The 19,028-nt window shown below is 58.8% G+C and carries 20 protein-coding genes; 7 read left to right on the top strand and 13 right to left on the bottom strand.

Annotated elements, in window-relative coordinates:
• Positions 1–7 precede the first annotated feature (7 nt).
• The 10 genes from ABJZ52_RS21105 to ABJZ52_RS21060 form a co-directional block, all read right to left on the bottom strand.
• Positions 8–739 (bottom strand): SDR family NAD(P)-dependent oxidoreductase, encoded by a 732-nt coding sequence (locus tag ABJZ52_RS21105; protein ID WP_348186701.1) that lies wholly within the window; start codon positions 737–739, stop codon positions 8–10.
• A 9-nt stretch (positions 740–748) separates the two neighbouring features.
• Entirely contained in the window at positions 749–2,221 is a 1,473-nt protein-coding gene (gene purF / locus ABJZ52_RS21100) for an amidophosphoribosyltransferase (RefSeq protein WP_348186699.1), read from the bottom strand.
• A gap of 99 nt (positions 2,222–2,320) precedes the next feature.
• Complete coding sequence (locus tag ABJZ52_RS21095) at positions 2,321–2,938, bottom strand: CvpA family protein (protein ID WP_348186697.1); 618 nt, start codon at positions 2,936–2,938, stop codon at positions 2,321–2,323.
• Between the two features lie 81 nt (positions 2,939–3,019).
• Entirely contained in the window at positions 3,020–4,414 is a 1,395-nt protein-coding gene (gene radA, locus ABJZ52_RS21090; protein WP_348186695.1) for a DNA repair protein RadA, read from the bottom strand.
• 14 nt (positions 4,415–4,428) lie between these two features.
• A complete protein-coding gene (alr, locus tag ABJZ52_RS21085) occupies positions 4,429–5,568 on the bottom strand; it encodes an alanine racemase (protein WP_348200013.1) in 1,140 nt (379 codons plus the stop codon).
• Between the two features lie 151 nt (positions 5,569–5,719).
• Entirely contained in the window at positions 5,720–7,204 is a 1,485-nt protein-coding gene (locus ABJZ52_RS21080) for a replicative DNA helicase (protein ID WP_348190985.1), read from the bottom strand.
• 358 nt (positions 7,205–7,562) lie between these two features.
• Positions 7,563–8,156, bottom strand: coding sequence for a 50S ribosomal protein L9 (gene rplI, locus ABJZ52_RS21075; protein ID WP_348190982.1), 594 nt, complete (start codon positions 8,154–8,156; stop codon positions 7,563–7,565).
• A 113-nt stretch (positions 8,157–8,269) separates the two neighbouring features.
• Positions 8,270–8,518: a 30S ribosomal protein S18 gene (rpsR, locus tag ABJZ52_RS21070; RefSeq protein WP_153769419.1), complete on the bottom strand. Its 249-nt coding sequence runs from the start codon at positions 8,516–8,518 to the stop codon at positions 8,270–8,272.
• Positions 8,519–8,524: 6 nt separating this feature from the next.
• Entirely contained in the window at positions 8,525–8,968 is a 444-nt protein-coding gene (gene rpsF / locus ABJZ52_RS21065) for a 30S ribosomal protein S6 (RefSeq protein WP_153769418.1), read from the bottom strand.
• A gap of 247 nt (positions 8,969–9,215) precedes the next feature.
• Positions 9,216–9,494, bottom strand: a complete 279-nt coding sequence (locus ABJZ52_RS21060) for a hypothetical protein (protein WP_348190978.1) — start codon at positions 9,492–9,494, stop codon at positions 9,216–9,218.
• 249 nt (positions 9,495–9,743) lie between these two features.
• On the opposite strand from ABJZ52_RS21060, the gene fabD reads away from it, so the two are divergent.
• The 7 genes from fabD to gmk all read left to right on the top strand — a co-directional run bounded on the left by fabD (position 9,744) and on the right by gmk (position 16,234).
• A complete protein-coding gene (fabD, locus tag ABJZ52_RS21055) occupies positions 9,744–10,688 on the top strand; it encodes an ACP S-malonyltransferase (protein WP_348190975.1) in 945 nt (314 codons plus the stop codon).
• 46 nt (positions 10,689–10,734) lie between these two features.
• Entirely contained in the window at positions 10,735–11,472 is a 738-nt protein-coding gene (fabG, locus tag ABJZ52_RS21050) for a 3-oxoacyl-[acyl-carrier-protein] reductase (protein ID WP_348190972.1), read from the top strand.
• A 299-nt stretch (positions 11,473–11,771) separates the two neighbouring features.
• A complete protein-coding gene (locus tag ABJZ52_RS21045; RefSeq protein WP_153769414.1) occupies positions 11,772–12,008 on the top strand; it encodes an acyl carrier protein in 237 nt (78 codons plus the stop codon).
• Between the two features lie 75 nt (positions 12,009–12,083).
• Positions 12,084–13,349: a beta-ketoacyl-ACP synthase II gene (gene fabF / locus ABJZ52_RS21040; protein WP_348190968.1), complete on the top strand. Its 1,266-nt coding sequence runs from the start codon at positions 12,084–12,086 to the stop codon at positions 13,347–13,349.
• A 145-nt stretch (positions 13,350–13,494) separates the two neighbouring features.
• Positions 13,495–14,619 (top strand): endolytic transglycosylase MltG, encoded by a 1,125-nt coding sequence (gene mltG, locus ABJZ52_RS21035; RefSeq protein ID WP_348190966.1) that lies wholly within the window; start codon positions 13,495–13,497, stop codon positions 14,617–14,619.
• 12 nt (positions 14,620–14,631) lie between these two features.
• Positions 14,632–15,525 (top strand): YicC/YloC family endoribonuclease, encoded by an 894-nt coding sequence (locus ABJZ52_RS21030; RefSeq protein WP_348190963.1) that lies wholly within the window; start codon positions 14,632–14,634, stop codon positions 15,523–15,525.
• 4 nt (positions 15,526–15,529) lie between these two features.
• Positions 15,530–16,234, top strand: a complete 705-nt coding sequence (gene gmk, locus ABJZ52_RS21025) for a guanylate kinase (RefSeq protein WP_348190960.1) — start codon at positions 15,530–15,532, stop codon at positions 16,232–16,234.
• On the opposite strand, the gene rsmA is transcribed toward gmk, so the two are convergent.
• From rsmA to ABJZ52_RS21010, 3 genes are read right to left on the bottom strand one after another with little or no spacing between them, the layout of a single operon-like run.
• On the bottom strand, positions 16,231–17,073 hold the full coding sequence (gene rsmA / locus ABJZ52_RS21020; protein WP_348190957.1) for a 16S rRNA (adenine(1518)-N(6)/adenine(1519)-N(6))-dimethyltransferase RsmA: 843 nt from the start codon (positions 17,071–17,073) through the stop codon (positions 16,231–16,233). The genes gmk and rsmA overlap by 4 nt on opposite strands.
• Positions 17,073–18,092 carry a 4-hydroxythreonine-4-phosphate dehydrogenase PdxA gene (gene pdxA / locus ABJZ52_RS21015; RefSeq protein WP_348190953.1) on the bottom strand — a complete coding sequence of 340 codons (1,020 nt, stop codon included), beginning with the start codon at positions 18,090–18,092 and terminating at the stop codon, positions 17,073–17,075. Before pdxA ends, rsmA begins: the two co-directional genes overlap by 1 nt.
• Before the next feature lie 4 nt (positions 18,093–18,096).
• Entirely contained in the window at positions 18,097–19,017 is a 921-nt protein-coding gene (locus tag ABJZ52_RS21010; RefSeq protein WP_348190950.1) for a peptidylprolyl isomerase, read from the bottom strand.
• Between the last annotated feature and the right edge of the window lie 11 nt (positions 19,018–19,028).

Below are 19,028 nucleotides of genomic sequence, written 5' to 3'. Positions count from 1 at the left end.
AGAGCTTCTAAAGAGCCTTGAGTGTGCCGAGTGAGCGATCATAAAGGTGGCCGGTCGCAGTGACCTCGCTGCCGAGCATCTTCAGCAGGTCTGGCACGATCTCCGTCGGCTGGGGCTGCTTTCCGGGGTCTTCTCCCGGCATGGCTTTGGCGCGCAATCCTGTGCGAACCGGTCCCGGATCGAAGAGATTGACGCGAAGCGCGGTTTTCTCGGTCTCATGGGCATAGGTCCGCACCATGGCCTCCAGAGCGGCCTTGGAGATCGACTGAAGACCCCAGAACGGCGTTGCCTCGCGAGCGTGGTGAGATGTCATGAACACAGCGCGCCCGGCAGGTGACTGACGCAGAAGTGGGTCAAGCGAGCGGATCAAGCGCCAGTTGGCCGTCACGTTCGCGCCCATGACCTTGTCGAAGTCTTTCGGGCTGATATGCCCGAGCGGCGCGAGAACACCAAGCTGACCAGCGTTGCCGACAAGAATGTCGAGCTTCTGCCATCGCTCGTAGATAGCTGCGCCAAGCCGATCAAGCGCGTCATAGTCTGTCAGGTCGACAGGAACCAGCGTCGCAGATTGGCCGCCTGCGGCCTTGATGTCGTCGTCCAGCTCTTCCAGTCCGCCAACGGTCCGGGCAATGGCGATGACGTGCGCGCCGCGGCGACCCAGCTCCTTGGCAATCTGATAGCCGATGCCGCGAGACGCACCGGTGACGACCGCCACCTGACCTTCAAAATCTTGAGACATTCAGCTTCCTCAGCCTACTTCGACCAGACGGGGCGTTTGGGTGAACTCCTGTTCTTCGGACAGATCCGTAAGCGGAGTTGGGTAGTCGCCGGTAAAGCAATGATCGGTGAACTGCGGGTTGGTCTTGTCGCGTCCCTCATGGCCCATGGCCCGGTAGACGCCGTCAACACTCAGGAACGCCAGCGTGTCTGCGCCGATGTAGTTGCGCATTTCTTCCAGATTGTATTTGGCAGCAAGAAGCTTTTCACGAACCGGAGTGTCGATGCCGTAATAGTCCGAATAGCGGATCGGAGGGCTGGACAGGCGGAAGTGAACTTCCGAGGCACCCGCATCGCGGATCATCTGGACGATCTTCACCGAAGTCGTTCCGCGCACCAGACTGTCATCGATCAGAACGACACGCTTGCCTTCGATCTGGCTCCTGTTGGCCGAATGCTTCAGCTTGACGCCAAGCGTCCGGATCGCTTGCGTCGGCTCGATGAAGGTACGGCCGACGTAGTGGTTTCGAATGATGCCCAGTTCGAAGGGAATGCCAGCTTCCTGGGAATAGCCGAGGGCCGCAGGCACACCGGAATCGGGAACCGGCACCACCACATCGGCTTCAACCGGTGCCTCACGCGCGAGCTCTCGGCCGAACTCCTTGCGCACGTCATAGACGCTGCGTCCGCCCAGGATCGAATCGGGGCGTGAAAAATAGATGTATTCGAAGATGTCCGGACGGGCAGGGCGCTTGCCAAAGGGGAAGAAGGATTCGATGCCGCCCGGCGTGCACACGATCACTTCGCCGTTTTCGATCTCGCGAATGAAGGTGGCGCCGATGATGTCTAGTGCACAGGTCTCCGAGGCAAGCACGGGCGCGCCATTGAGGTCGCCGAGAACAAGAGGGCGAATGCCGAAGGGGTCGCGCGCGCCGATCAGTTTCTTGCGCGTCAAAGCGACCAGCGCGTAGGCGCCTTCCATTTTGGAAATCGCCTCGACAAAGCGGTCGACGATTTTCTTTTCACGAGAACGGGCCAGAAGCTGAAGAACAACTTCGGAATCCGACGTGGACTGGCAGATTGCACCGTCTTGAATGAGCTGCCGGCGCAGCGTCATGGCATTGGTGAAATGTCCATTGTGACAGATCGAGATGCCGCCGCCTTCGAGTTCCGCGAACAGCGGTTGCACGTTGCGCAGGATCGTCTCGCCGCTTGTGGAGTATCTCACATGCCCAATGGCGGCCATGCCTGTCAGCCGGGCCATGGTCTCGGCGTTGGAGAAGTGATCGCCAACAAGCCCGAGATGGCGCTCGGCGCGGAACTGGTCATTGTCGTAGGTGACGATGCCGGCAGCTTCCTGGCCACGGTGCTGCAGGGCATGAAGCCCGAGTGCAGTCAGCGCACTTGCGTCCTCATGACCGAGGACGCCGAAGACGCCACACTCTTCCTGCAGCCGGTCGGCATTGGGATCGAAGCACTCATTGAGATCGGTCTCGCCCAGCATGGCGAAGCTCCTTGTGTTACCACGCGTCAAGCCGCGCAGGGCATCGTAAATCGTAACGTCGGCGCTGGACCACGAGCGTTTTACCGCTCCGGTCTGGGATCAGTTGCTGCCGGTGGTGAGCTGTTCTAGCCCTTGCCGTTCGGAAGCACTGTATCCAGCTTCTTCCTCGCCTTCACCCTCGCCACCTGTCGTGCCAGCGGCGTTGCCATCGCGAAGCTTGTCCATGATTGCGCGCTCGGGATCCTCTGGCAGCACGGCTACAAGCCGTTCTCCCACGGAAATCAGGATCGGGCGGGACTTCGCCTTGAGCACCCAATTCGGCTGCTGTTCCGGCTGAACGAACCAGTTGAAGAACATCAGCGCCACGACGACGAGCAGCATGCCGCGCACGGCTCCGAAGACGAAACCGAGTGTCCGGTCCAGAGCGCCGATCCGGCTGTCCAGAACGAAGTCGGAAATCCGCATGGTGATGTAGGAGACGATCAACAGCGTCACGATAAAGACGACGGCGACGGATGCGCCGAGCGCCACGAGGTCGTGAGCGATATACTGCTTCGCGTAGGGCAGAACCTGCTTGTAGAGGAGGAAGGCGGCAGCAGCGGCTGCGACCCAGGACGCGATGGACAGGACCTCACGCACAAAACCGCGGATCATGGCCAGCACAGCCGAGATGAGCATGATGACGAGAAGTATTCCGTCGAGCAGCGTGATCGGCATGTGTCTGTTCAGTCCCCGGTCCGGGCCTGCCACGGCGCGTCATGCGCCGGGTCGGCTTCATAAGGCAATGGGTTTTGATACTCAGGCGTCTGCGCCCGAACCACCCTTTGCCGCAATTTTGGCGATGAAACCCCCGAGTTCCTCGAGGCCCGTCGCCGCGAAATCCGTACGCCTTCCGTCTTTCAGGTTTCCCTTCGGACAGAATGCCTTGTCGAAACCCAGTTTATGGGCTTCTTTCAGCCTTGATTGCGCCTGAGCAACAGGTCGTATCGCTCCCGACAGACTGATCTCGCCGAAATAGACGCAATTGGCCGGGAGGGCAAGCCCGCTGAGTGAGGAGACAAGCGCCGCCGCGACAGCCAGATCCGCTCCCGGTTCATTGATTTTAAGCCCTCCGGCGACATTCAGATAGACGTCGTGCTGAGAAAAGCGAACCCCGCAGCGCGCTTCCAGCACGGCCAGGATCATCGAAAGGCGGGCAGAGTCCCAGCCGATCACGGCGCGCCGGGGTGTGCCGAGCGGCGAGGGGGCGACGAGTGCCTGCACCTCAATCAGCAGGGGACGCGACCCTTCTAGCCCGGCGAAAACGGCAGCACCCGGCGAGTTGGTCGATCGTTCACCCAGGAAAAGCGCCGAAGGATTTGCTACTTCCGAGAGACCGGAACCGGTCATTTCGAAGACACCGATCTCATCGGTGGCTCCGAAACGGTTTTTCACCGATCTCAGAATTCGGAATTGATGCGCGCCATCGCCTTCGAAGTAAAGAACGGCATCGACCATATGTTCCACGACCCGCGGTCCTGCAATCTGACCGTCCTTGGTGACGTGGCCGACGAGAACAAGAGTCGTGCCGAACTTCTTGGCATAGCGGACCATCGCCTGGGCTGACGCGCGAACCTGGGTCACTGTTCCAGGAGGAGAATCGGCCTGTTCGGTCCACAGGGTCTGGATTGAATCCAGGATCAACAGGGCAGGCGGTTCGCCATCCTGCAGGGTGGCCAATATGTCCTCGACGCTGGTTTCAGCTGCAAGAGCCACCGGCGCATCGGTAAGACCGAGGCGCTCCGCGCGCAGACGCACCTGGCCGATGGCTTCCTCGCCGGAGATATAAACAGCCTTGTGCCCCAGACGGGCGAACGCGGCAGCGGCCTGGATCAGGAGCGTCGACTTGCCAATACCAGGGTCACCGCCGACGAGCAGAGCCGAACCACGGACGAAGCCTCCGCCGGTGACCCGGTCGAGTTCCTTGATTCCGCTCTTGATCCTGGGGGCTTCCTTGGTGTCCCCCTGAAGCCCGACCAAGGGAACGATACGGCCCTTACTCGGTTTGGTCTTGGCCGGACCGCCACCAACACCGCCACTGACTTGTTCTTCGACGATGGAGTTCCACTCGCCGCAGGATTCGCAGCGTCCCGTCCACTTGGGATAGACAGCTCCGCATGACTGGCAAACGAAGCTTGTGGAACGGCGTGCCATCAGACTGAAACTCCTCAGCGCTCTTGTGGCGCGGGCAGGGCGGCGTAGCGGCGATAATAGCGTCGCCCAAGACCAGTGAGATATTCGTAGTCAATGGTCTCGGCATAAGCTGCCAGGTCGGAGGCCGCAACATTAGGGCCGAGCATTTCCACAAAGGAGCCGCGCGCGACGGCATCATCTGGAACGTCAGTCACATCCAAAGCGATCATGTCCATTGAGACACGGCCGATCAGCGGAACTTTATGGTTGCCGATGACACCAAAGCCGCCCGGTCGATCGTCGCTGGATCCGGCGCGGCGATGCAGCCCGTCCGCATAACCGGCCGCAACCAGCGCAACCTTGCTGTCTCGGGTCACGGTCTCCGCCCCGCCGTAGCCAATTGTCTGGCCCTTGGGCACGTGGCGGAGCTGCATGACCCGGGCCTCGACCATGGCAACGGGGTTCATGACGTTCGCAGCGGTGTCGAGTGCCTTGCCGCCGTAGAGCGAGATGCCCGGCCGTGCGAGATCGAAATGATAGTCCGGTCCGAGAAAAACGCCGGCCGAGTTGGCCATCGAGCGCGGAAGGTGGTCGAAGGGCTGGGTCGCGGCGATAAACGTATTGAGCTGCTGACGATTGAGGGGGGCTTCCGGGTCGGAGCCGCAGGCCAAATGGGTCATGAGCAGGGCAATGTCGAAACTGCCTGTCAGGTCTTTCTGCGCCATGACATCTGCGAATTCGTCCGGGTCCATGCCGAGACGGTTCATGCCTGTGTTCAGCTGAAGAGCGGCAGGAAACGCTCTGTTTTCACCTTTGCAAAAGTCTGCCCATTCCTGAACCTCTGCGATACAGTTCAACACCGGAATGAGGTTGCCGGCCGCAAGGTCCGTTGCGGCACCGGAAAAGAGCCCGCCCAGAACATATACAGTGGCATCAGGCAGCGCCGAGCGGACCAAGGCGCCTTCCTCTGGCAAGGCAACGAAAAACGTCGTGCAGCCGGCTGCCCACAAACGCTGTGCCGTGCTCGTGGTGCCGGTCCCGTAGGCATCGGCCTTGATCGTCGCAGCGCACGCCGTACCCGGCTTCAAGAGCCCCTTCAGAAGGGACCAGTTCGCTGCGATGGCATCGCGGTCGATGGTCAGACGCCCGCCGGCGAGTTTCTCAGATGCGCACATGACGTCCTGCAAGGAGCTGCCTCTTGAAGTCCTGTTGAAAGAATCGGCCACTCAGCCGACCCGACAAGGTCAGAGTAGGCCCAACGCAAACGCCAGGCTACGGCCTTTGCGCGTTTGGATGTCGCAGAAACGGTCTCCGAAAAGGCGTGTCCTAGTCGTGCCGGTCCGGCATGTAGTCGTCTTGTGCGAGGTCCGAGAAGCGTGTGTACTGGCCTTCGAAGTGCAGGTTGACCGTGCCGGTTGGTCCATGACGCTGCTTGGCGATGATGATTTCTGCCTTGCCTTTGACCCGCTCGACCTTGTCGCGCCAAACCTCATGTTCCGGGGAGCCTTCTTCGGGCTCCGTCTTCGACAGGTAATACTCATCTCGATAGATGAACATGACCACATCGGCGTCCTGCTCGATCGAACCGGATTCACGAAGGTCAGAAAGTTGTGGGCGCTTGTCATCGCGGTTTTCCACCTGACGCGAGAGCTGAGACAAGGCCAGGATCGGAACATTGAGTTCCTTCGCCAGCGCCTTCAGGCCCGTGGTGATTTCCGTCACCTCTTGAACGCGGTTGCCAGCAGTCTTGGATGTGCCCGAAAGAAGCTGGATGTAGTCAACCACGATCAAATCGAGGCCGCGCTGGCGCTTTAGCCGCCGCGCACGAGCGACAAGGGAGGCGATTGAGATGCCACCGGTCTGGTCGACGTGCAGGGGAACAGTCTGCATGTGCTGGGCAGCGCCCGCCAGTTTGGTGAACTCTTCCTCGGTAATGTCTCCACGCCGGATCTTCGACGAGGAAACCTCTGTCTGCTCTGAGATGATACGTGTTGCCAGCTGTTCGGCCGACATCTCAAGCGAGAAGAAGCCGACGACGCCACCGTTCATCGTTTTCAGCGAGCCGTCTGGTTGTTCCTCGGCCTGAAAGGCCTGAGCAATATTATAGGCAATGTTCGTCACCAGCGAGGTTTTGCCCATCGCGGGACGAGCTGCCAGAACAATCAAATCCGAGTGCTGCAGGCCGCCCATAAGCCGGTCAAGATCGGTCAGACCGGTCGAAATGCCGGACAATGCGCCTTCACGATTCCAGGCCGCATGAGCCATCTCGATAGTTTCGGTAAGAGCGTCACCGAAGCTGACGAAACCACCTTCTTGCCGTCCCGTTTCCGCCAGCTCGAACAGACGGCGTTCCGCATCATCAATCTGCTGGTTGGGTGGAACGTCAATGGGCGCGTCATAGGCGATGTTGACCATGTCTTCGCCAATGCGGATCAGGTTCCGGCGCATGGCCAGATCATAGATCGTGCGGCCATAGTCTTCCGCGTTGATGATCGATGCCGAATCCGCTGCGAGCCTCAACAGGAACTGTGTTGCGCTGAGCTCGGCAATCTTGGTGTCTGCAGGGTAGAAGGTCTTCAGGGTGATCGGCGAGGCCGTCTTGCCTGCCCGGATCAGCTGCCCGATCTTTTCGTAGATATCCTGATGCGGAGGAACGAAGAAATGGAAAGGCTCGAGAAAGTCAGAAACGCGATAGTAGGTCTCGTTGTTGACCAGAATCGCGCCGAGGAGCTGGCGCTCAGCTTCCGCATTGTGCGGCGCCAGGCGCTGTGTAGCATCTTCAGTTTCAACTGACTGTAGTTTGCCCTTCATGACGTCCCCCGAATGACCCGTGCGGGTATCGTCTAACCGGATCTTTGGCGGCGCTTCAAGGAATCAAAAATCTTGACTCCGATTCCCTTAGCCGGGTCGAAATCATCGGGGAAATCTGGAGCAACATCTTGACGTCGCAGGCAGAAAGAGACTCGGACGCTTGGTGGGCTTACTCATTGAAATAGTTAATAAAAATTAACGCATGCGCAAAAACGAGGTAAACTTCTGGGTTTCTTCCTGTGCGGCCCGGTTTCCGTCAGGGAGGCGGATATCCCCCAGGTTGAAGTGCCTTGAAAACAAAAACGGCGCCCCGAGGAGCGCCGTTCTGGATTTGGTAAGGGGAGAGGTCCGAAGCCGATCAGGCTTCTTCTTCCTCGGCAGCTTCCTCAGAAGCTTCGCCTTCTTCACCTTCACCCTCGGTCTCGTCTTCTTCGTCTTCCTCGAATTCGAAGATGTCCTGCTCGGGTGCGGTGAGATCTTCACCGGCAGCCTGACGGGTTGCTTCGTCTTCGGAGCGTGCGACGTTGATCACGACCGTGACTTCGACTTCCGGATGCAGGGCAACCAGAACGTTATGAAGACCGATGGTCTTGATCGGTGTGTTGAGCTCAACCTGGCTGCGCGCAACAGAGAAACCAGCTGCGGTAAGGCCTTCAGCGATATCGCGTTTGGAAACAGAACCGTAGAGCTGGCCGGTTTCACCAGCAGAACGGATCATGACCTGGCTTTCGCCGTCGAGCTTGGCGGCAACAGCAGATGCTTCTTCGCGGCGCTCGAGGTTGCGGGCTTCCAGCTGGGCACGCTGGCCTTCGAACTTGGCCATGTTGGCCTTGTTTGCGCGAAGAGCCTTGCCCTGAGGCAGAAGGAAGTTGCGGGCATAGCCGTCACGAACGCGGACGGTGTCGCCCATCTGTCCGAGCTTGGCGATGCGCTCAAGAAGGATAACTTGCATTGGAGTAACTCCTGCGGTCTGTCCCGCCCTTCAAAGGCGGTTAGAGGCCGATCACAAGGGATCCGGTCGGCCTCAATCCGGGAGCCCGGGGAAGTCCCCGGGCTTGGGTCAGCTTAGCTGATGACGAAAGGCAGCAGGCCAAGCAGGCGAGCGCGCTTGATGGCACGGGCCAGCTCACGCTGCTTCTTTGCAGAAACGGCGGTGATACGGCTCGGTACGATCTTGCCACGTTCGGAAATGTAGCGCTGCAGGAGGCGAACGTCCTTGTAGTCGATCTTCGGTGAATTCTCACCGGAGAACGGGCAGGTCTTCCGACGACGGAAGAACGGACGACGGCTCGGAATCTGTGCGATATCAACCATGATCTGTTACTCCCCTTCTGCACGACGCGGAGCGCGTTCGCCCCGATCGCCACCACGACCACCGCGGTCGCCGCCACGCTCACCACCGCCAAAGCGGTCGCCGCGTCCACCACGACGATCGTCGCGGTCGCGCTTCTGCATCATTGCTGACGGCTCATCGTCCAACTCGTCGACCTTGAACGTCATGAAGCGAAGAACGTCTTCGTTCAGGCCCATCTGACGTTCCATCTCGGCAACCGCTGCATGCGGAGCGTCGAGGTTCATCAGCGTGTAGTGAGCCTTGCGGTTCTTCTTGATGCGGTATGCGAGGGAGCGAAGTCCCCAAGTTTCCACCTTGCCGACAGTTCCACCAGCGGTTTCGATCAAACCTTTGAACTGTTCGACGAGGGCTTCGACCTGCTGGGCCGAAACGTCCTGGCGAGCCAGGAACACGTGCTCGTAAAGAGGCATGGAAAAAAGCCTTTCCTTGGTTTCAATTCGGAAACTGGCGCGAAGCCTCCTCGTGACCTCCGGAAAGGAACGAGAATTCTAAAACGAGAGCGGAGACACGGGAAGACAGACAGTTTTATGTGCCCTGACGTTTGCACGCCCTTCCGTTCAGCCCCCGGCCAAGTTTCCGGTTGCGTCGCGGGGTATACCCGATCTTCGCGGAAATGCAAGGCACTTCGGACACGTCAGGCAGACTGGAACGGTCCGCCTAGCCTTGGGGTGCCGGGTCTATGGGTTTGAAGATGGTCTCGATCGCTTCAAACATTGTATTATACAGCCCGACCTCATCCTTGGTGAAATCTCCGGCCGGCACGGCCTTCTTGGCTTCGTTGATCAGATCAGCCTTGATGGCCTCCAGATCAATGTCTGTCGTTTCTGCAAGATGTGTGAGTTCCAGATGCAGCCGCTTTGCCACGCCGGCATAGGCTACGATCGCTGTCGCCATCTGCTTTGGTTCTTTCGGCAGAGGAATCGTGATGCTGGCCATTTCGTTTCTCCGGTCCCTGGTCACAAACGAACTGGAACCTAGCCTATCAGGTTGCTGTCTTGAAACACCTTGAATACGGGCAAATCGGGCCGCAGCTCTTGACAGTCATGGGTGCTCCGTACGATAGCCTCGCGCCCAAGAGTGGATTTTCCGATCTTCCACAGCCATTGTGTCAGCTGGCCGGGCCATACAGTTCCCGTAAGCCTGATAATAAAAACAAGAGAACAAGTCGTCGGAGGCACGTCTCGCATGAGCATCGCATTCACGTTTCCCGGACAGGGAAGTCAGGCCGTTGGCATGGGCAAGGTTCTGGCTGATACCTATCCCGAAGCTAGGGCAGTCTTTGAAGAAGTAGATGACGCGCTTGGTCAGAAGCTTTCCGATGTCATGTGGAACGGCCCGGAGGCCGATCTGACGCTGACAGCCAATGCGCAGCCTGCGCTCATGGCGGTCAGTCTGGCGACCATGCGTGTTCTGGAATCAAAAGGTCTTGACCTGGCGGGAAGCGTCAGTTTTGTCGCAGGTCACTCGCTTGGCGAATATTCCGCTTTGGCTGCAGCTGGCGCTTTTGATGTTGCGACAGCAGCTCGGCTTCTTCGCGTGCGCGGCGATGCCATGCAAAATGCCGTTCCGGTCGGTCAGGGCGCGATGGCAGCGCTTCTGGGGCTTGATTTCGAAGCGGCCCAGGAAGTTGCCAGCGAAGCAGCGCAGGGTGAGGTCTGTCAGGCAGCGAACGACAATGCGCCGGGTCAGGTTGTCGTGTCCGGTCATGTTGCAGCTGTTGAGCGCGCAATTGACATTGCGAAGGCAAAAGGTGCGCGCCGCGCATTGTTGTTGCCGGTCAGTGCCCCGTTTCACTGTTCATTGATGGCGCCGGCTGCAGATGCCATGGCCGAAGCGCTTGCAGGCGCTGAGATCAAGGCGCCCAAGGTGCCCCTGGTGGCAAACGTTCTGGCGCAGCCCATCTCCGACACGGGTGAGATCCGCAAGCGTCTGGTCGAGCAGGTGACGGGAACCGTCCGCTGGCGCGAGTCCGTCGAATGGCTCGCGGGCGAGGGCGTCGATACACTCGTTGAGGTTGGTACTGGCAAGGTCCTGACCGGTATGGTCAAGCGTATCGCCAAGGAAACGGCTGGAATCGCAGTCAATTCGCCCGAAGACATCGACGCTCTCATTGAAAAATTGAACGGCTGATCCCAAGCTTTAAGGCTTGGGTCGCGATCCAAAGGAAGGAAGCTCCATGTTCACCCTCGAGGGGAAAGCAGCGCTCATCACGGGTGCCACCGGCGGAATTGGCGAAGCCATCGCACGCGCACTTCATGCTCAGGGCGCGACCGTTGCCCTGTCCGGCACGCGCGCGGAAAAGCTGGAAATTCTCGCTGCTGACCTTGGCGAACGCGCCTTCGTAACGCCTGCCAATCTCTCCGATCGTGCCGCCGTCGACGCGCTGCTCCCGGCGGCTGAAGAGAAACTCGGCAAGGTCGACATTCTGGTCAACAACGCCGGAATCACCCGCGACAACATCTTCATGCGTATGAAAGACGACGAGTGGGACCAGGTTCTGGAAGTGAACCTCACGTCCGGTTTCCGCCTATGCCGCGCCGCCATCAAGGGCATGATGAAACGTCGGACAGGCCGTATCATTGGAATTACCTCTGTTGTCGGTGTCACCGGGAACCCCGGGCAGACAAACTATGCGGCGGCCAAGGCCGGTATGATCGGCATGTACAAGTCGCTTGCTCGGGAAGTCGCCAGCCGCAACATAACCGTCAACACCGTTGCCCCTGGTTTCATCGAGACGGCCATGACCGACGAGCTGAATGACAAGCAGAAGGAATCAATTCTGCAGAGCGTTCCGGCAGGCCGCTTGGGCAAAGCGGACGAGATCGCGGCCGCTTCCGTTTATCTTGCCAGTGATGAAGCGGCTTATGTCTCCGGGCAGACGCTGCACGTCAATGGCGGCATGGCCATGATTTAAAAGGCGGAATTTTATTTCCGGCAAAAAGAAACCAGACCGCGTACGCGCGGTCGGGAGCGGCTGGTCAAGGCAGATAAAGTGTGTTACCTAGCCGCCGATTGTTCGAAGGGATAGGGTGACGAGCTGTTTTGCAGATCCGGTCCTTCCAGAACGTGTTCAACGCCGTGAAGGTTCGAGGCTCCCACAAGGAGGATGGACCTTTCCCGTGCAATGTGCAGATAGACATTCCGGTGATTAAGTCGACAAACTGGTGGAACTGGTGACTCGGCTTTAAGACTGTAAACTCAGGGAAGTAGAAAATGAGCGATATCGCGGATCGAGTTAAGAAAATCGTTGTCGAGCACCTCGGCGTAGACGCTGAAAAGGTTGTGGAAGCTGCAAGCTTCATCGACGATCTGGGCGCAGACAGCCTCGACACCGTTGAACTCGTCATGGCTTTCGAAGAAGAATTCGGTGTAGAAATTCCGGATGACGCAGCTGAAACCATCCTGACGGTTGGCGATGCTGTTAAGTTCCTGGAAAAGAACGCCGGCTAATTCGCCGGACTTGATGACGAATGGACGGGCAGGCAAGACCGATTTCGGCTGTCTGCCCGAAACAAGTGCGGGTTCATGAGGCGAGTTGTTGTAACAGGATTGGGCATGGTGTCTCCGCTTGGCGGAAACGTTGATGTCTCTTGGAAGAAGATCCTCGAAGGTAAGAGTGGTGCCAACAAGGTCACCAACTTCAAGGTCGACGACCTGGCATGCCAGATCGCAGCACAGATCCCGCGCGATCCATCGGCCGAAGGGGCATTCAACCCCGACGACTGGATGGAACCCAAAGAACAGCGCAAGGTCGATGATTTCATCATCTATGCCCTTGCCGCATCCGACCAGGCGCTGGCTGACAGCGGCTGGAAGGCAGAGACTTATGAAGACCAGATTCGCGCTGGTGTTCTGATTGGCTCCGGCATCGGTGGCCTTCAGGGTATCGAGGAAGCCGCGCATGTTCTGGCCGACAAGGGGCCGCGGCGCCTGTCGCCATTCTTTATTCCCGGCCGCCTGATCAATTTGGCGGGCGGCTATGTCTCCATCCGCCACGGCCTCAAAGGCCCGAACCATGCGGTCGTGACCGCGTGTTCGACTGGCGCGCATGCCATTGGTGATGCCTCCCGTCTTATCGCTTTCGGCGATGCCGATGTGATGGTTGCCGGTGGAACGGAATCGCCTGTTTGTCGCCTGTCGCTTGCTGGCTTTGCCGCATGTCGGGCGTTGTCCACCGGATTTAACGACCAGCCTGAAAAGGGTTCACGTCCTTATGACAAGGACCGCGATGGCTTCGTCATGGGCGAGGGTGCAGGCGTTGTCGTGCTTGAAGAGTACGAGCATGCGGTCGCGCGCGGCGCCAAGATCTACGCCGAAATCGTCGGTTACGGACTGTCGGGCGATGCGCACCACATTACGGCTCCTGCGTCGGATGGCGACGGTGCCTATCGTTGCATGGAAGCAGCTCTCAAGCGAGCTGGTGTGAGCGCGGCGGATGTTGATTACGTGAATGCTCACGGCACATCGACACCGCTTGGTGATGAAATCGAGCTGGGGGCGATCACGCGCCTTGCTGGCGATTCCGCATCCAGGCTGACAATGTCGTCGACGAAATCGTCTGTTGGCCACTTGCTCGGGGCTGCGGGTGCCGTGGAAGCGATCTTCTCCGTGCTTGCCATTCGTGACAGCATGGCGCCGCCGACGATCAATCTCGACAATCCATCGGTTGAGACCGAGATCGATCTTGTGGCGCACAAGCCCAAGGCAATGAACATTGATGTGGCCCTGTCGAATTCGTTCGGTTTCGGTGGCACCAATGCCTCCTTGGTGTTCAAGAAAGTTGCGGCGTAAGCGCCGCACCCGCAAGTCGCCGTCTAGCGTGAGCTGAGACGGCGTTTTTCTTCGGCAGCGCCTTTTTTACGCTATGAGTATTTGATGAGCTGCGCCGGAGTGGTCGACCGGATGTGATCCGGACTTATCAGGAGGAGCGTTTTAGATGCGCATCAAGCCGAAAAGCCCGCGCGAAGCGATCCAGCCAGAACAAGCGCCGGGACCTCCTCCGCGCTCTCGCCACGTTCGAAATCCAGTCGTGATCCTGATCAATATGGTCATCTCGATCACGGTTCTTTCGCTGCTCGGAGCCGGCGCAGCGGTCTACTTCGGCAAGCAGGTCTTCGAGCAGGCTGGTCCGCTCAGCGAGGACCGCACTGTCGTGATCGCCTCCGGCTCTGGTCTTTCCGGCATCACCGAACGGTTGAAGGCGCAAAATGTTATCGAGGACACACTCGTTGACGAGTTGATCTTCAATGCCGGTGTGCGATTTTACAAGAACGCAACGAAACTGAAGGCGGGAGAATATGCCTTCAAGGCCGGAACCAGCATGCAGGATGTCATGACTGATCTGGTTGAGGGCAATGCGGTAACTCACTCGGTAACGGTGCCGGAAGGCTGGTCGACAGCGCAAATTCTGGAGCGCGTTCGCTCCCACCCGGTCCTGGTTGGCGAAATTACAGAGGTGCCGGAAGAAGGTGTGCTTCTGCCGGAGACATACACGTTTACCCGCGGCAGCTCCCGCCAGCAGATCATCGACCAGATGACGGAGGCCCAGAGTGCTCTTTTGTCCGACATCTGGGACCGGCGCAGCGAAGATCTTCCGATCGAGACGCCAGAAGAACTGGTGATCCTGGCAAGCATCGTCGAGAAGGAAACCGCCAAGGCGGATGAGCGTCCAAGAGTGGCAGGCGTCTTTGTCAACAGGCTCAATCGGAACATGCGGCTGCAGTCCGATCCGACGATTCTTTACGGTATCCATGGCGGTGAAGCCTGGTTGAAAGACCGGTCAGCGATCAAGCAATCCGAGTTGAGAAAAGAGACTCCGTACAACACCTATCAGATCAACGGCTTGCCGCCGGGCCCTATTGGAAACCCCGGCCGCGCCGCGATGGAAGCTGTTGCAAATCCATCTCGCACCAAGGATCTATACTTTGTCGCAGACGGCACCGGCGGGCATATTTTCGCCGAGACGTACGAGCAACATCAGGCAAACGTGCGCAAGTGGCGACAGATTGAGCGGGAGCGGCGTGAGGCCGAGAAGAACCAGCCCGCCTCACAATCGAACTGAGTGGAGAACGAGATGACGCTTGCCAGCATGACAGGGTTTGCCCGTATCCAGGGCGAAGCAGGCGTCGTCCGCTGGACCTGGGAGTTGAGATCCGTCAACGGCAAGAACCTGGACGTCAGGATCCGTATACCGGCAGGCCTGGAAAATCTTGAACAAAAGATCCGTGAACGATGCGCGGAGGTGCTCAAGCGCGGCAACGTTTCCGTTGGTCTGTCCATGAAGCGAGATGAGGGAGAAGCAGCCCTTACGGTGAATGAGAGCGCGTTGGAATCTGTTCTGGAAGCAATTGAGCTTCTGCGGTCTCGCGTTCCGGACGTTGCGCCCCCGACCCTTGATGGCATTCTGGCTCAAAAGGGCGTCTTCGAGCTCAAGGAGCAGGACGACGACGAGGAAACCCGGGCAGCGATGTTCGTGGAACTTCTGGCTACCCTGGACAAGGCGCTCGATGAGCTTGTGGCCATGCGCCGCGGTGAAGGTGCGGCCATCAACGCCATCGTCACACAGCAGATCGATACGGTTGCGAGCCTGACGGGGCGGGCCGAGGGTTTGCCCTCGCGCCAGCCTGAAGCGATCAAGGCGCGCCTTTCTGCGCAGGTGGCCGAGTTGCTGGACGCCGCAGGTGGCGCCTTGGACCCGCAGCGTCTTCATCAGGAAGCTGCAATCCTCGCCACGAAGGCAGATATTCGTGAAGAGATTGATCGGCTTCATGCGCATGTGGACGCCGTGCGCGAACTGCTTGCTGCCGGCGGCGCCATTGGCCGACGTCTCGACTTCCTGGCGCAAGAATTCAACCGCGAAACCAATACGCTTTGCTCGAAATCGAATGACGTTGAGCTGACGGCCATCGGCCTTGACCTCAAAGCCGTCATCGACCAGATGCGCGAGCAGATACAGAACCTGGAGTAGGGTCATGTCCGAGACACCGGCTGAAAAATCAAGCACGATGGTCAGTGCTGATCAGGCCGAGCGAGAGCGGCGCGGCCTGATGCTGGTTCTGTCGTCGCCCTCGGGCGCGGGCAAATCGACGATTGCCCGCATGCTTCTGGAGCGGGAAGACAATCTGGACCTGTCGATCTCTGTCACGACCCGCCCGCGGCGCTCCAACGAGGTGGATGGCGTTCACTATCATTTCCGTACGCCTGAAGCGTTTGAGGACATGAAGGAGCAGGGCGAGTTGCTGGAATGGGCCGAAGTGCACGGCAACTTCTATGCGACACCTCGCGGGCCCGTCGAAGACACTATCGAGGGTGGCAAGGACATCCTCTTCGACATTGATATTCAGGGCACGTTTCAGCTCTATGAGAAGATGCGTGAGGACGTTGTCTCTGTCTTCATTCTTCCTCCGTCCATCGACGAGATGAAGGCGCGGCTGCGTGGTCGCGGAGAAGACCCGGAAGAGGTCATCATGCGTCGCCTGGAAACGGCGGTCGGCGAGATGCGTCACTGGTCGAAGTACGACTATGTGGTCGTCAATGAGGACCTTGAGCGCGCTTATCAGAACGTGCGTTCCATCCTCAAGGCCGAACGCCTGAAGCAGAAGCGCTCCGGCGCCGTTGCCAAGCTCATGAATGGTATGGTTGAAGACCTGCAGGAAGCGCTGAAGCGGGGGCGCTAGCGTTCTGCATAGCGGTTTGCGAGCCTTACAAAGCCTTCTATGTCGATTTCTTCCGCCCGCGCGGTGGGGCGAAGTCCTGCCGCCTCGATCAGGTCATCTGCCGGGCCACCGAGTGACTTGAGGCTGGCGCGCAGCATCTTGCGGCGCTGACCGAAGGCTGCAGCAGTCACCTTCTCAAGCATCTTCAAAGAGCAGGGGAGAGGCGTATCGCGCGGGGTTAGCTGGACCACGGTGGACGTCACCTTGGGCGGTGGTGTGAAGGCCTTGGGGTTGAGATCGAACAGCATGCTTGCGTTCGTGCGCCATCCGGTCAGGACGCCGAGCCGGCCATAGGCCTTTGACCCTTGCCGGGCAACGATCCGCTCGCCCACTTCCTTCTGGAACATCAGAGTTAGGGAAGACCAGAAGGGTGGCCAATCCTCGGTGGTGATCCAATTGAGCAGAAGCTGCGTGCCCACATTGTATGGAAGGTTCGCGACAATCTTGATCTTGTCACCTCCGGCAAGAGCGACCGGATCGATCTTCAGCGCATCGCCTTCGATGACTTCGAGACGGCCATCATAGTGGTCGGATATCTCTGACAGGGCAGGCAGGCAGCGCGTGTCCTTCTCGATGGCGATGACACGTTTGGCACCAGCGGCAAGAAGCGCACGCGTGAGGCCCCCGGGACCTGGGCCAATCTCCAGAACGGTACAGTCATCTAATGGCGCGGCTGCCCGCGCAATTCTGGATGTAAGATTGAGATCAAGAAGAAAGTTCTGTCCCAGCGATTTCCGCGCATCAAGGCCATGGGTTGCGATGACCTCTCGCAGGGGAGGAAGATCGTCAATCTGCGCCATCAAAGAGTGCTCGGGTCGGAAAGGACGGCAGCCATGCGAAGCGACGCGGCAAAGCTGTCGGGCCGGGCCTTGCCGCTGCCAGCCAATGCATAGGCCGTTCCGTGATCGGGAGACGTTCTGACGAAGGGCAGGCCGAGTGTCACGTTGACGGACTCATCGAAGCCAATGGTCTTGGCAGGAACCAGGACCTGGTCATGATACATTCCAAGTGCGCAGTCATACTGCTGACGGGCTTGCGGGTGGAACATTGTGTCAGCGGGCAAAGGTCCGGTGGCGTCGATGCCTTCCGAACGCAACCTCTCTATCGCTGGCGCAATAACTGACTGGTCCTCCGTGCCCATGGCGCCATTCTCGCCCGCATGCGGATTAAGGCCGCAGAAGGCCAGACGAGGCGCTGGGAAGCCAAAGCGCGTTTTCATGTCGTTTGCAGTAATACGTCCGGTTTCGACAATAAGCTCTTCTGTGAGCGCCTCAGGAACGTCCTTGAGTGCAATATGGATGGTGATTGGGACAACCATCAGTTCAGGTCCGGCGATCATCATGACGGGCCGATGCATACCTTCCGGCCAATGCGTATTGGCGAGATGCCCGAGAAATTCAGTGTGTCCGGGATAGGTGAAGCCTGCGTTATAAAGCGCTGCCTTGTTGATCGGGTTGGTGACGACACCGCCTGCACGCCCTTCACGAACATCCTCAACAGATGCTTCGATTGACGCGATCACGGCGTGAGCCGTTTCCACTACCTCTTCGCCCGGTCGGTCATCCACCGGATCGCCCGTCGCCACCACCGGCAGATACTTGGAAAAGCAGCCTGCCGCCTCTTCCGGCTCGACAACCTGGACCGGAACATCAATGCCCAACCGTCTTGCGCGGCGTCCAATAAACCCAGGGTCGCCGCGCAGATAAAACGTCGGAAGCGAGAGGCTTTTGCGCGCAGCCCACGACATCAGGGTGATATCCGGTCCGATGCCGGCCGGTTCGCCGCAGGTGACCGCCAGCGGCGTCTTGATGGATACCATAGACCTAGCGCTCTACGATCGTGGCACGCCGGCGCAGGTCCATCAGGTAGCGGCGGGACAGGGCTTCGCCTTCCTTCGCGCGCAGCTCGTTTTCCATCTCGGTTCGTGCAGCGATATCCGATTGAATTTCACGCTTGCTGCAGACGGCGATCATTTCGTAGCCACGACCGGTCTGTTGGGGTTTCGTCAAGCGCCCAGGTTCGGTGGAATTGATGCCGTCGCGCATGTTCTCTGGCAACTCGGTCTCGAGCCGCCGGCCAACAGGGCGCAGAACGACTTCGCTGTATTGTCCAAGAACAGACCCGGCTTGTTCGCAGCCGTTGAAGGCTTTGCGAATCTGATCGCTCTCGCGCTTGCGCTTGGATTTGAAACCGCCACTGGCCTTCTTCGGGACGACCACGATGACCTGCTTCAGATCATACTCGATGCTTGTATTCTGGTCTTTCTTGTCAGACTTGCGTAGCGCCGCGATCACATCGGACTCCGTGACCTTTACTTCGGCCTGGAAGCGGCTTCTCACAACCTGTGACCATGCAAGTTGTGCCTTGAGACGGTCCTTGAGCGTTTGCGGATTGACGCCACCCCGGCGCAATGCGCTCGACAATTGAGACTGGCTCATCTTCACGTTCCGGGCAATGTTGGCGTAGGCACCATCGATCTGGCTGTCAGAGATGGAAATGCGAACACGGGCCGCTTCGGTCAGCTTCAACTTGTCGTCGATAAGCTCCTGTTCAGCCATTCGCCGTGCCGTTGCGCCGCCCTTGCGCTGCGTCATTGTGATAAGGCGCGCGCGCTGTTGAATGTCATAGGAGGTGATCGCCTCATCGTTGACGATGACCTTGATCGAGGTCTGGGCAACAGCGCTCGGCAACGGGGTGCCCATGAGGACAAACGGAAGAAAAAGAGTAATAAACCTGAAGCGCATTGAAACCCTGT

The organism is Roseibium sp. (genome assembly GCF_039982295.1).
Lineage (GTDB): Bacteria > Pseudomonadota > Alphaproteobacteria > Rhizobiales > Stappiaceae > Roseibium.
This window is presented reverse-complemented; position numbering and strand designations above follow the sequence as displayed.